At 48.1% G+C, this 15,147-nt stretch carries 14 protein-coding genes; 10 read left to right on the plus strand and 4 right to left on the minus strand.

Features of this window, described 5'->3' with window-relative positions:
• The first annotated feature begins 228 nt into the window (after positions 1-228).
• Positions 229-3,315 (plus strand): DEAD/DEAH box helicase, encoded by a 3,087-nt coding sequence (locus MKX41_RS27205; protein WP_042184521.1) that lies wholly within the window; start codon positions 229-231, stop codon positions 3,313-3,315.
• Positions 3,316-3,347: 32 nt separating this feature from the next.
• On the plus strand, positions 3,348-4,151 hold the full coding sequence (locus MKX41_RS27210) for a hypothetical protein (protein WP_340973943.1): 804 nt from the start codon (positions 3,348-3,350) through the stop codon (positions 4,149-4,151).
• 100 nt (positions 4,152-4,251) lie between these two features.
• Here the strand turns inward: MKX41_RS27210 and MKX41_RS27215 are convergent, their stop codons facing one another.
• Positions 4,252-4,926 carry a GTP pyrophosphokinase gene (locus MKX41_RS27215; RefSeq protein ID WP_042193221.1) on the minus strand — a complete coding sequence of 225 codons (675 nt, stop codon included), beginning with the start codon at positions 4,924-4,926 and terminating at the stop codon, positions 4,252-4,254.
• 305 nt (positions 4,927-5,231) lie between these two features.
• Here MKX41_RS27215 and MKX41_RS27220 point away from each other — a divergent pair, with 305 nt between their 5' ends.
• From MKX41_RS27220 to MKX41_RS27235, 4 genes are read left to right on the plus strand one after another with little or no spacing between them, the layout of a single operon-like run.
• Complete coding sequence (locus MKX41_RS27220; RefSeq protein ID WP_339244542.1) at positions 5,232-6,014, plus strand: zinc ribbon domain-containing protein; 783 nt, start codon at positions 5,232-5,234, stop codon at positions 6,012-6,014.
• A 33-nt stretch (positions 6,015-6,047) separates the two neighbouring features.
• On the plus strand, positions 6,048-6,866 hold the full coding sequence (locus tag MKX41_RS27225; RefSeq protein WP_042184525.1) for a TrmB family transcriptional regulator: 819 nt from the start codon (positions 6,048-6,050) through the stop codon (positions 6,864-6,866).
• A 22-nt stretch (positions 6,867-6,888) separates the two neighbouring features.
• The gene (locus tag MKX41_RS27230) at positions 6,889-7,191 is read left to right on the plus strand and encodes a hypothetical protein (protein ID WP_042184527.1); all 303 of its coding nucleotides are present in this window, start codon (positions 6,889-6,891) and stop codon (positions 7,189-7,191) included.
• A 42-nt stretch (positions 7,192-7,233) separates the two neighbouring features.
• Positions 7,234-7,827 (plus strand): xanthine phosphoribosyltransferase, encoded by a 594-nt coding sequence (locus MKX41_RS27235; RefSeq protein WP_042123794.1) that lies wholly within the window; start codon positions 7,234-7,236, stop codon positions 7,825-7,827.
• A 100-nt stretch (positions 7,828-7,927) separates the two neighbouring features.
• Here MKX41_RS27235 and MKX41_RS27240 read toward each other — a convergent pair whose 3' ends face one another.
• The 3 genes from MKX41_RS27240 to MKX41_RS27250 all read right to left on the minus strand — a co-directional run bounded on the left by MKX41_RS27240 (position 7,928) and on the right by MKX41_RS27250 (position 10,443).
• Positions 7,928-8,884, minus strand: a complete 957-nt coding sequence (locus MKX41_RS27240; RefSeq protein WP_340973947.1) for a diacylglycerol/lipid kinase family protein — start codon at positions 8,882-8,884, stop codon at positions 7,928-7,930.
• 111 nt (positions 8,885-8,995) lie between these two features.
• Positions 8,996-9,334: a DUF4870 domain-containing protein gene (locus MKX41_RS27245; RefSeq protein ID WP_060626766.1), complete on the minus strand. Its 339-nt coding sequence runs from the start codon at positions 9,332-9,334 to the stop codon at positions 8,996-8,998.
• A 92-nt stretch (positions 9,335-9,426) separates the two neighbouring features.
• Positions 9,427-10,443: a serine hydrolase domain-containing protein gene (locus MKX41_RS27250; RefSeq protein WP_340973948.1), complete on the minus strand. Its 1,017-nt coding sequence runs from the start codon at positions 10,441-10,443 to the stop codon at positions 9,427-9,429.
• Between the two features lie 470 nt (positions 10,444-10,913).
• Between MKX41_RS27250 and MKX41_RS27255 the strand changes: the two genes are divergently transcribed.
• The 4 genes from MKX41_RS27255 (at position 10,914) to MKX41_RS27270 (ending at position 15,145) form a co-directional block, all read left to right on the plus strand.
• Positions 10,914-11,102, plus strand: a complete 189-nt coding sequence (locus MKX41_RS27255; protein WP_042123803.1) for a hypothetical protein — start codon at positions 10,914-10,916, stop codon at positions 11,100-11,102.
• A 398-nt stretch (positions 11,103-11,500) separates the two neighbouring features.
• Positions 11,501-12,547, plus strand: a complete 1,047-nt coding sequence (gene coxB, locus MKX41_RS27260) for a cytochrome c oxidase subunit II (RefSeq protein ID WP_042123804.1) — start codon at positions 11,501-11,503, stop codon at positions 12,545-12,547.
• Positions 12,548-12,674: 127 nt separating this feature from the next.
• Positions 12,675-14,522 (plus strand): cytochrome c oxidase subunit I, encoded by a 1,848-nt coding sequence (gene ctaD / locus MKX41_RS27265; RefSeq protein ID WP_042193223.1) that lies wholly within the window; start codon positions 12,675-12,677, stop codon positions 14,520-14,522.
• Positions 14,519-15,145 (plus strand): cytochrome (ubi)quinol oxidase subunit III, encoded by a 627-nt coding sequence (locus MKX41_RS27270; protein WP_042184533.1) that lies wholly within the window; start codon positions 14,519-14,521, stop codon positions 15,143-15,145. The genes ctaD and MKX41_RS27270 overlap by 4 nt, the downstream gene beginning before the upstream one ends.
• Positions 15,146-15,147 lie beyond the last annotated feature (2 nt).

Genomic DNA, 15,147 nt, shown 5'->3' on the forward strand with positions numbered 1-15,147 from the left:
GCTTTTTCGTATAAGATGAAGAGATGAAGATTCAAGAGCAGATAAGTTTTATCCTAGTTCTTTATCCTTATATTTCTTACAGGAGTGTATCTCATCTCTAAAAGGATGGAGAAACTACTTCTACTTGTATAGCTTCAAAATTTATTTCTCGCGAAAAAGGTTGCAGTTACCACCTGATGGTGGCGGACTGGTTCTTTTTTTGCTTGCTTAAAAGACAGGAGATCACCGATGACTAAGCATCTTTATGCAATATGGTTGGGGGATGTGTTATTTTGCTTCTCTGGCGAAACTTCGGAGCCGAAGGTTGACGCTTGGACCCGAGTGGTGAAGCGGCTGGAGCTGCAGGGAGGAGTTCGCCCTTTTGCGAGTGCTGCTCTGCGACTCGCAGAAGTGAAATATCCGGCTCCTCCTGTAGAGGGGAAGCCAGCACGCCGTGGATTGCCCGGAAGAACATTCGAAGGGCTCGCCTTAGTCCCTAGCGATGCATTTGAACTGCTTCTGGCATGGGATGAGACGTTATGCCGAGATCAGGGAGTAGAGCCTGGAGGCGAATTGCGCTATTGGGCGGCAGCAGCCCGCTTTGCGCTGGAATTGATGGGTACTGGCGGCGTTACGCCAGGAGCCTTGCCCCCACGTCCGGTAGGTTCACGCCGTCGTGGTGGTGAACAAGCAGCAACGGTCTGCTGGTCTCCAGCTTTTCGAAAGCAGGAGGATAAGGAGATCTTTCTGCAGCTGGCGTCGTCCATGCCGGTATTGGCCTTAGGGACGCATATAGCTGAAGCGGGGGATTTATCTTCGAGGGAAGAGGCAGGCGCCTATGTGCTTTACTCCTTTATGCAGGCGGTAATGACTGCAGAGATAAAGAAAGTGATTGCGGGTATTGAAAGTGAACTTACCCCTTACAAAGCCAATTATCGCCGGGGTTACTCCCCTTTAACTGAGCTGTGGTGGAATAGTCTTCTTACAGGCAGCCGGGATATACCCGTGCAGGGAACGCAAGCAGAGGTGACAGATCTTCTGGCTACTGTGAATGAGACAGCTGGTAGCGATGTGCCGCAATCGGAACCTGAAGAAGCGCGGAGTGGACAGCTGGGTCTTGGGCTACGTCTTGAGCCCCCTGGAGATAATGAAGAAATCTGGCGGTTAACCTTCTGGGCGGAGAACAAGGAAGAAGGGGAATTCTGGATTCCGGCAAAATCGATTTGGAGCAGTAAGGAACGAGAGTTTACGTTATGGGGGAAACGCTATCGAAATATACAGCAGCAGCTTCTTATAGCGCTGGGCCGAGCGGCAAGAATCTCTCCAGACATAGAGCGCGCTCTTTCTATGCCTGCACCTACGGGAGCAGATTTGGAACCAGAGCGTCTTTATTTCTTTTTGAAGGAGACGGTGCAGCAGCTGCGTGAGCGTGGAATAACCGTGCAGATGCCATCGCGCTGGAGCCGTGAGGGACGCCGCCGGATTGGCATGAAGATGAAAATGCAGCCGGTAGTGAGTGGGATTGATAGTCCTGCTCCAGTGGCTCTTGGGATGGAAGAGCTGATTTCATTTCGCATTGAAGCCTCACTTGGGGAGAGTACAATCAGTGAAGAAGAACTAAACGCACTAGTGGAGGCAGGCGTACCCTTTGTACGTTTCCGCGGAGAATGGATTGAGGTAGATCCTAAAGAAATTCGCCAGGTTCTTAGATATATGAAACGCCATGAAAATGGGGAAATGACCGCAGCCGATTGGATGCGCCTAGAGGCTGAGGATGGTGAAGAGCGGCTCTGGAAAGGGATGTCGGTCACGGGGATGGAAACATCCGGACTATTGTCATCGCTGATGCGGGGCGACATATTGCGTAATCTTCCAGTGCGTGCCGTACCTGAAGGTCTGCACGGCACCCTGAGACCTTATCAGGAGCGCGGCTATCAATGGCTCTCCATTCTCAGTGGTCTGGGATTTGGGGTGTGTCTGGCCGATGACATGGGTCTCGGTAAGACGGTGCAGGTCATTACCTGCCTGCTGGACCGCGCTTTAAGTGCTCCATCTGAAGAGAAGCAGGAGCCTGTGCTGATTCTATGCCCAACCTCACTTTTGGGGAACTGGCAGCGGGAATTGCAGCGCTTTGCGCCTTCGCTTAAAGTTCACATTCATCATGGTGGACGCCGAGTGCGGGGAGATAGCTTTTTAGAACTGGCTGCCAGTCATGATATTGTATTGACGACCTATCATTTAGCAGGTCGTGACAGCGAGGATTTAGCGAATGTTCAGTGGTCCACTGTGGTGCTGGATGAAGCTCAGTATATTAAGAATCATCGGACGAAACAGGCGCAAAGTGTGATGAAGTTATCAGCGCCGCATCGCATAGCTATGACGGGGACACCAGTAGAGAACAGACTAGGTGAGTTATGGTCTATTTTTCACTTTTTAAACCCGGGTTATCTAGGAACCTACCATTCCTTCCGGCAGCGTTATGTATCTGGAGAGGGTGGAGAACGACTAAGGGAATTGCATCGCTTGGTATCTCCATTCTTGTTGCGCCGCTTGAAAAGCGATCCGGATATCTCTAAAGATTTACCGGAGAAGCTGGAGCTGAAGTCTTATTGTCCGCTGACGGAAACACAGGCAGTCCTATATCAGGGTGTCGTGGATGAAATGCTTGGCGTGATTGGAGAGAGTAGCGGGATGGCTCGCAGAGGACTCGTGCTGTCTTCTCTAACGAAATTGAAGCAGATTTGTAATCATCCTCAGCTATTCCGCAAAGAAGAAGGCAGGGGTCCGCGAAGTGAGCATTCCGGTAAAATGGAAGTCATGTTCGAGATTCTGGATAGCATTGCGGAGGTCGGAGAATCTGTGTTGATCTTTACTCAATATGTAGCGATGGGTGAGCTCTTGGTTAGCAAGCTGACTAAGCGTTATGGAACAGCGCCGCTATTCTTACACGGCGGAATTCCAAAACGAGAGCGCGACGAGATGGTTCATGATTTTCAAGAGGGAAAAGGCCCATCCTTCTTCGTACTTTCTTTAAAAGCGGGTGGTGTAGGGTTGAACCTTACAAGAGCTAATCATGTCATCCATTATGACCGTTGGTGGAATCCGGCAGTCGAGAATCAGGCGACAGACCGGGCATTCCGAATTGGTCAGGATAAAAATGTTCAAGTGCATAAGTTGATTTGCCAAGGAACGTTGGAAGAACGTATTGATGAATTGATTGAGCGTAAGAAGAATCTTTCCGAGCAGGTTGTTGGCTCTGGCGAAACATGGTTGACTGAGATGTCCAATCATGAGCTGAAGGAACTTATTGAACTGCAGGATCAGGACTGGATGTAAGACAGATATGAGTGTTACGGAGGGATCGAACAATGAGTGAACGGTTAGAGATGCGGCTGGAAGTTGTGCCTGGATTAGTAAAAGCAGCATGGTCGGTGCTACCTGGGAAAGTGACGGGAGGGTCTCGGTCGAAGGGTGAATTGAACGCCAGTGCGCCTTCTCAGGAACAACAAGCGGATCGACCTCTCTCTCTGAAGGTTCCGGTATGGCATGCTTCCCGAAGAAAAGAAATATTACGAAGTCTGGCACTAAGTCCCGGGGAAGTATTTGCCCTGCTGCAAGGACGTTTGACGGGTGAGCTGGCAGAGCTTGAGCTTCTACCTACGGATAGTGAGCTGGAGCAAGCCCTTTTTGAGGGTGAGGGTTTGGAGCATAAGGCGGAAACTTTGAAGCTTATTAAAGAACGTCTTGCTGAAGAGCCACTGCTGGCACTTTCGCTGAGAGGATTTACTAAAGGAGAGCTCTTGGACGGAATTTTTGCCCTTTGGGCTGAAGGGGATATTTCTAGCGGCGAAGCTGAAACAGAGGAAGAAGAGGCCTCGGTTAGTGAACTTTCTACAGAATTGGCTCGGCTTGAACGCAAGGGTCCGGCCATTTCCTCTGGCGAATGGCTGGCAGAAGCGGCTGCTGAGGGTTCTCTACATCAGCCTGGGCCACAGTTCCATGAGATTGCGGCTAGACCGTTTCCTTCGCCGGTAGTAGTAGCTGAAGTTACAGAAGACTGGGGAACGTTGCTACCGCAGACACCTAAAGCCATTGAGGGATTAACTTTGATTATGCAGCGGGTTGCAGAAGCGTCTGCACGTCGGGCGAATAAGGGTCTGATTAAGCGGTAAGTGAAAATACGAAAGAGGCTGTCTCAAAAGTAGTGAATGCTACTCTTGAAACAGCCTCTTGTTTTGCCTAATTATCTAACAGAGTATCTGGTTAGTTATTCTAATGCTGACCAGCAGGAGGCAATTCTCCTTCTGAAAGCTCTAGAATTTCGCGGCGAAGACGAAGCATTTTTTGATCTAGTTCATCAGCGGCGCGCGCGGCTTCTTTCAGTTCCTCAGCGACATGCGAAGGCAACTGCTTATCGAATTTATAATACAGAATATGTTCCATGCTTGCCCAAAAGTCCATAGCTAGGGTGCGCAGCTGGATCTCAGCCTTGACCCAGCGTGTTCCTTCCAGCAGGACGAGTGGGATACCGACTATAAGATGAAGGCTTTGATATCCGTTTGGTTTAGGATGAGCTATATAATCTTTAATCTCAAGCACGCGGATGTCTTCGCGTGTACTAAGATGATCTACTAAACGGTATATATCTTTAACGAAGGCACATACAATCCGCATTCCGGCAATATCGTGAATGTATTGCTCCATATTTTCCAAGCTGAAACCGTAGCCTTTGCGCTCCATCTTTTGAAGAATGCTCTTTGGTTCTTTGATCCGGCATTTGACATGTTCGATGGGACTGAAGCCGTCGCGGGATTGCCATTCCGTCTTGATCACATCAATTTTATTCTGAAGATCATTTAACGCGTGGCGATAGAGTGCCGGTAAGGCTTCGAACTCGTTAACCAGTTTAGCGAAATCCTCGTTGCTGTTACCTTGCCACTGTTGCAGATCCTTTACGTGTACCTGTAGCTGACTAAGCGTAAGCTGTGTGCTCTCATGTTCTTCCACTGAAACTCTCCCGATTTCGTTATTTGTGATAATTCTATTTTAACCGATGTAGAACCCCTGACGCAAAATTACATTCAAAATTAGGAAATATAACCCATAAGTGTAAGAGGGAAGTGGCTTAAATCAATTAGTATGGATTTTATAGGAACATTCTCCTCTAAATCGCGTATTAAAGCACATTAATGAATCTACTCGATACATTTGGTATGATAGAAACACGTATCGCTGGAGAGGGAGGAACTGTAATGAGTTTTATCAAAAAAATTAAAGATAGCGCGAGCCGGGTTACCGAAAAAGCCCAAAACTCAGTAGAGATCGGCAAGCTGAACGGACTTATTTCCGATGTTGAACAAGAGATGGAAGTTGAATTTACGAAAATGGGCAGACTTTTTTATGAAGGATATCGTTCAAAGGATATGTCGGTAGCTGAAGGTAAAATGGTGGAGCTGTCCCGTAACTGTTCCAAACTTCAGGAAAAAATCGAAGTCCTGCGGACACGAATTGCTGAGCTGAAAAATGAGCGGTTATGTTCCTGTGGTCATATTGTGGCGCTTGATGCAAACTTTTGTCCGAAATGCGGAAGTAAGCTGGAACCATTGTCCGCTTCGAGAAGGGTGCCTTCCACACCGGTATTTGTTCAATCTGTGAATGAAGATGACGAAGATCAATATTATGGCGCAGATGAGCTTACGGATGAAGAGAAGGAAATTGCAATGAAGCTGCACCCGCAGAGTGTCGTATATGCTGAAGTTCAGCATCCGGATGATGAGCTGCCACTTGAAGAATATAAGGCGAGCGAGCAAGATATTGAGCGGGAACGTAAACAAGCCGAGCAGCTGGAACGGGAAAGAAAAAGACAGCTTGAACTAGACCGTCGCTTCGGCGAATGGCACAAGAATGAGCACCAGGAGGAATCTGCGGTCACTGAGGACCATGGTGTACGAGATATGATCCAGTGCCAAATCTGTCGGAACGAATTACCTAAGGGCTCCTTATGGTGCCCGCGATGTGGGTCAGAGCAAATATAGAACGGATTTCAGTCAGCTTAGGGGGACAACAAGATGGAACAGCTGCTGCTGCATCTGCGCAATCTGGGCTTCACAGAGATGGAGTCCAAAATTATGGTAGAGCTTGCGACAAAAGGTCAGGCTTCTGGCTATGAGGTTGCCAAACAGCTCGGAGTTTCAAGATCGAATGTGTATGCGGCGTTACAACGCCTTACGCAGCAGGGATATGTACGATGTGGTGAAGGAGAACCTGCGCGGTACAGTGTTCTCAATCCAGAGGAGCTTGCGACCATGATCTCGGGACGGGTTCAAGCTTCACTGGCTTATATGGAAAGTGAGATGCCTCGCGGTGGACCTGTTAGCCCTTCGTTTTATAATGTGGAAGGTGACCGCAATGTATTGGGCGCTCTTATTCGCCAACTTAATATGGCTGAGCAAGAGATCGTAGTGGATATGTGGCGTGAGGAAGCGTCACTTCTACGGAGTGAACTTGAACAGGCGGAGTTGCGTGGCGTTAGACTCTTGTGGGCGTTTGATGGTGGCAATGCTGCTCCTGCCGCCTATCCGGTATGGCCGCCTCTCGGAAGAGATTCTCAGCGAACAGATGGACGGAAGTTCTCATTCGTAATCGATCGGAGCTGGTGTATGCTCGGGATGCGCTATGAAGATGGATCGGCGCAAGCGGTTGTAACCGAGCACCCGGTGTTAGTAGATCTGCTATTGAATCATTTTGCACAGGAAATGGTGCTGTTCGAGCTGGAGCAGGATATGGGCGCAGAATTAGAAGAACGTTATGGTGAGCGTTACAGCAAAATTCACAGCAAATATGTGATGCATGATCCAGGCGATGATGGGGAAGAACAGGCGCAGTAGCTATTACAGGGAGGTGAAAAGCATGGAATGTATCGTACATTTTGAAGTGGTGCATGAGGATGGTCCTAAAAAATTGCGTGGACTGCTGTTTCTGGATAAAGGAGCAAGTCCCGGAGAAGCAGAGCTAGTTGAAATGTTCAAGGACATGAAATTTAACGTGAGACTGGAAGACCGCGAGAAATTGATCTTTAAACCGGTAAATCCGGGCGATTTCGTGGAGATCCGAATTACGGGTTATGATAATGGGCAAGAAAAGAGCAAGGATGACCATAATTTAAAATCTATCGTTGGAAATTTATTGCCACAAAAACCGACAGGTCTATAAAGTGGGGAGAAAGGATTCATTGATGGGAGAAGGAGGAGCACAATGGAGCTGTTGAGACAAAAGGTGTTAAAAGAAGGTATTGTACTCGGGCAAGGCGTGCTCAAGGTAGATTCTTTTCTGAATCATCAGATGGACCCCTTTCTAATGCGTGAGGTTGGCCGTGAGTTTACCCGCCGTTTTTCCGGCGAAGAGATTACGAAGGTACTGACGATTGAATCTTCGGGAATTGCTCCGGGGATTATGACGGCATTAGAGCTGGAGGTTCCGCTGATTTTTGCCCGTAAGCAGAAATCGTTGACGCTGACAGAGGATATTTATGTAGAAAAGGTTTACTCCTTCACGAAGAAAGAAACGAATGAAATTACCGTTTCCAAGAAGTTCATTGCTCCGGGTGAGCGAGTTCTGATTGTTGATGATTTTTTGGCGAATGGCGAAGCCGCCTTCGGACTTGCTCGTATTGTTGAGCAGGCAGGAGGAAGTGTGGTTGGGATTGGTATCGTGATCGAAAAAGCGTTCCAGCCAGGAAATCGGTTACTGCAGGAAGCTGGTTACCGGGTAGAATCACTCGTGCGAATCGCTTCACTGGAGGACGGAAGAATCTCTTTCGTGGAAGAAGAGGAAGGGCTACTTAGCTAAGACTCTTTGGTGTAGATTCGGATGAAGTTAACACAAAACAGCAAGAGACAGGTTTATAAGCCTGTCTCTTGCTGTTTTTTTTGTGATGCACGGGTATGGATTACCCGTTGCTACCGCATGCCGCTGCAGGATCGGCGTGGCGCTGCGCGCTAACCGCCGCCAGCGGCGAGAGCACCCGCAGCGATCCAGGCTCGCAGCGCACGGCAAGCGGCCCTTTGCCGAAGCTCTCGCCATCGCCGATCGCCGGCCGGGGCTCTGCGAAGTTGACGGCTACGCTACGTCCACGCAGCATCGACACGAAGGGCAACACTACATGCTTGCCCTTCAGTACCGTTGGGAACAGCCGCAGCAGCTGCCCGCGGCTGCACCCGTGCACGACGCAGACGTCGAGCTGGCCGTCATCGGCCTTCGCCTGCGGGCAGATCAAGAGCCCGCCGCCGTAGCTGGGCAGGTTGCAGACCGAGACCAGCCATGCCTTCTCAAAGACGTGCTCCGTCCCGTCGCACGCAACACTCACCCGGCATGGCTTAAACGTCATCAGCGTATGCAATATGCCGATGATATAAGCCAGTTGGCCTGCGCCAATGGCATTGCACAGCCGTTTGTAACGGCTGGCATTCACATTCTCGGCCACCTGAGCATCAAAGCCGTTGGCAACGGCTGTTAAAGTCAGTCCGTTTGCGCCTGAGATCAGATCGGCTTCGATATACCGTTCGCTAAGTGCAGCTTCCAGCGCGGCTTCAGTCGAAAGCGGAATGCCGAAGCCGCGTGCGGAGTCGTTACCGGAGCCGGCAGGGATGATTGCCATAGGAATATCTTTGCCACGAAGGGCACCCAAAATGCTGTGCAGCGTGCCATCGCCGCCGATTACAATCGCGGCTTTCCAGTCCTCACGGTGTTTAAGTGTATTTAGAACGAGAGCTTCTGTACCCTCTGCGCTATGCGTAAACAAGGTCATATAGGGCAGCATCCGCTCTTTCATGAGCGCCTCTACAGTATGCCAGGTCCGCCCGCCTGCGCCCCCGCCGGAACGCGGGTTTATGATGAATAGATACATTTAAATTCCTCCAGCCTGTAGAATTCCGTTGATGCCCGTCTTTCCATTGTAAGGAGTGGATGGGCAAAAGGGAATACTTTTCAGCGATAAGAGGTGTTAGTTCAGCGGTGTTTATAGATGCCGAATCTGACTTTCTGCGATATCCCCAACCCAAGGGAGCTTATACCATCTGCTGCTTAAAGCTTGATAGATCATAAGCAGCCATATAGCAAAGCTGCAAAGAGAGAGGATTGCACTCAACAGGGAACCGAGAAAAGGGATAAATCCGGTTAGGACATGGAGAATCATCAGCACGCCGAACGTAAGCAGTGATTGCAACGCGTGGAACAGCACGAAGCGGTTGCGTTTCTCCAGAGCGAGAAAGACAACACCGCCGATAAAAGGGAAAAAATAGCACAGCGCGCCCGCAATATTATCGGGCAATCCGGTGGATGATTTGAAAGGGGACAAAGGGCTCACTCTCCTTCTACTTGGAGAAGAAGGGGGTTAGTTCGCTACTCCTTCTTCCTTAAAAGCCTATGACTTGTCAGGAAAAAGTATGTTTAGCTCATTGTGGGTATAATATACTTTTCCAACAGCTTGCGGGGGTTCTTCCAATTGTTTGTCTTACTCTCTGCTGTAAAGACCACTACCGTATCTAACTTGGGCAGGAGAAGGATTTGCTGTCCGCCATGACCGTGGGCAAGCTTGTAGGGTTGGCCGCTCATCGTACCTACCCAGAACTGATATCCGTAATCTCCAAAAGCCGGGTATCCCGTAGTCTGTGCAGTTAGTGCTTCTTGCAGCCAATGCTTCGGAATGATCTGCTGTTTTGCAAATACGCCGTTATTAAGCAGACATATACCAAATTTAGCCATATCTCTTGAGTTTAAGTACAGACCAATATGTCCCATACTATGTCCTTCGGGACTCGGTAACCAAGCCGTGTGAGTCATTCGGAGAGGGCTAAATAAATGCTCAGCAGCATAGGTGAATGCATCAAGACCTGTAGATTCACTAAGGATCATCGAAATCAGATGGGTGTCGATACTACGGTATTGAAATTGACCGATATGTTCCGGAATTATGTTCATACTAAGAGCAAAGGAACCCCAGCGGCGACTACGATGGAGATTCCGGACGAAAGGCTCCCCCAGCTTCTTGCCCGTGATCCAGCTAAATCCGGAAGTCATGGTAAGCAGATGACGGAGAGTGATTTTTGATAAATGAGGGGAGTGCAGGTATGGAACATGTTTACGAAGTACCTTGGAAACCGAGACATCGATATCAGGGATATCTCCCCGATCGATAGCGATTCCGGTAATTGCGCTGATAAAGCTTTTAGTCGCAGATCGAAGATCATTTAATGCCCCGGCATGATGGTTGCCGTAATAACGTTCAAAGATGAGCTTGCCATGGCGAGCGATAAGCATACTATGCATCTTTGGATATTCTTTCTGAATAGCATAATCAGCTTGTTCAAGACCCTCACGGCGCGTTGCAGTTTCCTCGGGTAGCGCGGTAGTCATCGCGGGAACTACGTTATAAGATGAAGTCAGTAATGGTGTAGGTTGGCCCATAATGATCTCCTTTTCTTGCTGTGGTATGTGCTAGGTGTGGCCTGCTATAGAGCATATTGTATTTTAACCCGACACGAGCAATATGACTTACGAAGAACATTGTAAAAAAATAAAAATTTTCCAATTAGCACATTTTACAAGGAAAGGTGGAAGTTGGACCGGAATATGATACAATATAACGATAAGGCCCGAAAGGGGTGATTCAGTAAGTGGCTCTTCGGGTAATAAAAGTGTCAAGGAGCTTTCGTTCAACAGGCGTCCTTACTCTCAGCCCAAATCACGACGAACCTGCTTCACCGGCGAACCAGTATCTCAAGGCTTTGAAGCTTTGAATTTTACGTTTTGGCGGATAATGCAAGCCACGTATGTGTAATGGTTGCTTCACTTGCATTCGAGGTTACGGCGTACTTTTCATCATGCATTCTCTACAACGGAGCATTCATTTTCAATGTTTTGGGAGGGAACTGATCATGGCAAGTAAAGGTCATAACGAAGTCAAGGAAAGTTTACGGGAAATGACACGTATTTTCCGGCCCAAAGATCCCAAGAAATTCGTAAAGGAGTACGTCCGAAAATATCGGATTACCGGAGGCTATGAAGAAGAACTGACCATGGTCGTGGAGCATGAGCTGGTAAAGATGAATTCATCCGTCTCCTAGCTAACAGATACGAGTGTCACTTACTTTTGACATCATTTTGAGTAATAACATCCACGAGGATTCTTATAAACCGTGCCCGAGCAGCGTTTGTTGCAGGAATCGGTTTTTTTTGTATGTACATTTATGAATAAGAAATATTGTCTCTCATAAAATAGTCAAATGAATTAATAGACACATTTCACAATGAATGCGCTTTAACGATCATTTTTTATTTGATTGCGTTTTCAAAAAATGCGCATAAATGCAGGTGGGACAAGGAATTATTATGTCGAAAATTACAATGTGAACTAGTTGTGAACGATTGACAAAACTTTCCCTTAAACTTATATTAATAGTGATTGTTATAATTGACAGAAAAAAACAGGAACCTACGAAATCGGGAAAAGCGGGGTAGATCAATGATGAAAACGTGGCAGGCTGTAAAGCGACTCCTTCCCATGACCGCTATGTTTGGTCTCTTTCTTGCCGGGTGCGGCCGTGAGGACTTGTCAGTGCTCAGACCACAGGGGCCTCAGGCGGAAATGTCTTATGGATTAATGGAGCTGTCGATCAGTATTATGATCGTCGTGTTGCTGATTGTCTTTACGATTGCAGCTTATGTACTGATCCGTTTCCGTCGAAAGCCGGGTCAGAATGAAATCCCTGAGCAGGTTGAGGGTAGCATCAAGCTTGAGATTCTCTGGACGGTCATTCCGCTTATCCTCGTAGTGGTACTGGCAGTTCCAACGGTGAAAGCAGTGTTCGCCGCAGGAGATGATCATGCCAATGACAAGGATGCGATTAAGGTTAAAGTAACCGGCCACCAATATTGGTGGGAGTTTGAGTATACCGATTACAAGGTGACTACAGCGCAGGATCTGATTATTCCAGTGGGCAAAGATATTGCTTTTGAACTGGAGACTAAAGACGTGCTGCACTCCTTCTGGGTCCCTTCCCTTTCCGGTAAAATTGACACCAACCCAGCCGGGACGATTAACCGCTTCAGCTTCAGTGCACCTAATGAAGGCGTTTACCGTGGGAAATGTGCGGAACTATGCGGGCCGTCTCATGGATTCATGGAATTTAAGGTGAAATCGGTTAGTGAGCAAGATTTTCAGAAGTGGATAGATTCGATGAAAGCACCCGTAGCTGTGCTGCCAGAGGATCCTGCTTTAGCTGAGAAGTTCAAAGCGGCGTGTCTGACTTGCCACGCTGTAGGTGATCAAGGGATTAATAATGCGCCGAACTTGACCGGAATTGGTTCTCGGGAGTCGATTGCAGGGATCCTGCTCAACGACGACACGAGGGAGGATGGTGCACCAATTGAGGAGAATCTCAAAACATGGCTGCATGATCCACAATCCGTAAAACCGGGCAATCTGATGCCTAACCCCAAAGATCTAGGCCTAAGTGATGCGGAGATTGATGGCATTGCTGAGTATCTGGCCAACTATAAGCTGGACTAATGCCTTAGCCTAAAGGCGGGCGGAACTTTCGAAAAAGGGGGTACGAACTTTGGCTCAAGCAGCGCATACCTTGAATTCATCCAAGCCTCTGGGGCATGGCCACAGTGTGAAGCGCCATACAGGACTTATGGATTGGCTAACAACCGTCGATCATAAAAAAATCGCAATTTTGTACCTATGGGCCGGAGGATTATTTTTTGGTATCGGCGGAATTGAAGCACTTCTGATTCGCTGGCAACTCATCAAGCCGATGAATAATTTTTTGGATGCCCAAACGTTTAATGAACTTATTACCATGCATGGTACGACGATGATATTCCTCGGCGTCATGCCAATCATCTTCGCCTTAATGAATGCCGTCATACCGCTACAGATCGGTGCACGTGACGTAGCCTTTCCTTTTCTAAATGCACTTGGCTTCTGGACCTTCCTGTTCGGCGGAATTCTACTGAATCTCAGCTGGATAATGGGTGGCGCTCCTGATGCCGGATGGACCTCCTACACCCCACTATCTACGAGTACATACAGCACTACACACGGTGTAGACTTTTATACGATTGGTCTTCAAATTGCCGGATTAGGTACCCTCATCGGGGGGATTAACTTTCTAGCCACGATCATTACGATGCGCGCGCCGGGAATGACCTACATGCGGATGCCGATGTTTGCTTGGACTACATTTATTACTTCCGCAATTATTTTGTTTGCATTTCCAGCAGTTACAGTAGGTTTAGTACTGCTGACATTCGACCGGATACTTGGAGCCAATTTCTTCGAGGTTGGGGCTGGGGGGAATCCGGTGCTCTGGCAACATATCTTCTGGATATTTGGTCATCCAGAAGTATATATCCTCATTCTGCCTGCCTTCGGAATTATATCGGAGGTTATCCCGACTTTTTCACGGAAGCGATTGTTCGGGTATAGCTCAATGGTGTTCGCTACCATCCTGATTGCCTTCCTGGGCTTCATGGTTTGGGCTCACCATATGTTCACTACCGGACTTGGGCCGGTAGCTAATGCGTTGTTCTCTGTATCGACGATGTTGATTGCGGTTCCGACAGGAATCAAGATTTTTAACTGGTTGTTCACGATGTGGGGCGGGCAAGTACGTTTCACGACACCAAACCTGTTCGCGGCAGGATTCATTCCTACCTTTACGATGGGTGGCGTCACTGGCGTCATGCTGGCTTCTGCGCCTGCTGACTTTCAGTTCCATGATACGTATTTTGTTGTAGCACATTTTCACTACGTTATTGTGGGCGGCTTGGTGCTTGGCCTGTTTGCAGGTCTGCATTACTGGTGGCCGAAGATGTTTGGTCGGATGCTAAGTGAGAAGCTGGGCAAATGGACCTTCTGGACGTTTATCATCGGATTCCATCTGACATTCTTTGTACAGCATTTCCTTGGACTCATGGGGATGCAACGTCGGGTATTCACGTATTTGCCGAATCAGCAATTCGATTTGCTGAATTTAGTCAGTACAATCGGTGCTGGATTGATGAGTGTGGGCATGATTATATTCTTGGTTAACATCTATCTAACTTCAAGAAGACCGGCGGATGCAGCTAATGATCCTTGGGAGGATGGACGTACACTAGAATGGACGATTCCTTCACCACCACCAGAATATAACTTCAAGCAAACCCCACTTATCCGTGGTATTGATGCATTCTGGAAAGAAAAGATGGCAGGAAATAAAGGCATGACTCCGGCAGAACCGGTCGGCTCGATCCATATGCCGTCTGCAACTATATTGCCGTTTACTATGTCTGTTGGAATTTTCATCGCTGGACTTGGCTTCATGTTCAGTCGGGATGACTTCGGCAACGCCTTTATGAGCTTTATGTTTAATAATTATATCGTTACAGCCATCGGTCTTATCATCACGTTTGGATCTATGCTGTTGCGTTCGCTGTATGATGATCATGGATGGCATATTGAACCTGAAGAGCTGGAAGGAAGTGAGCGGACATGACAACGGCACATGCAGAAGCTTCTAAGGAAGAATTTCCTCACGAGCCGGAAAAAGCTACGCTCGAAGGACGAAACAAGGTTCTTGCCTTTTGGTTGTTTCTAGGTGGGGAAGCGGTTTTGTTCGGTACGTTGTTCGCTACGTTCCTCGCATTGCGTAATCAGACGAATGAGGGGCCATCGGCGAATGAATTGTTTCACTTGCCGCTTGTAGCTGCTGCAACATTCATTCTTTTGGTAAGCAGTCTGACGAGTGTATTCGCTATCCAAGCGATGCATAGGAACCGTCCGGCTGTGCTTCGTAACTGGCTTTTGGTAACTGTAGCCTTAGGGCTTGGCTTCCTGATTCTGGAGATCTATGAGTTTACTCAATATGTGAGACACGAAGACTTCGGAATGACTACAAGTGCATTTAGTTCGGCATTCTATACATTAGTAGGATTCCACGGTGCGCACGTAGCTTTCGGGATTGCATGGATCGCCATCCTGATTGGGCAACTCATGCGTAAAGGATTAACCGTAGTTACTGCACCAAAAGTGTATGTGTCAGCCATGTACTGGCATTTTATTGATGTGGTATGGGTCTTCATCTTTACGGTTGTATACCTACTTGGAAAGGTGGGCTAGAC

The sequence above is a fragment of the Paenibacillus sp. FSL R5-0475 genome (assembly GCF_038004585.1).
GTDB lineage: Bacteria > Bacillota > Bacilli > Paenibacillales > Paenibacillaceae > Paenibacillus_AQ.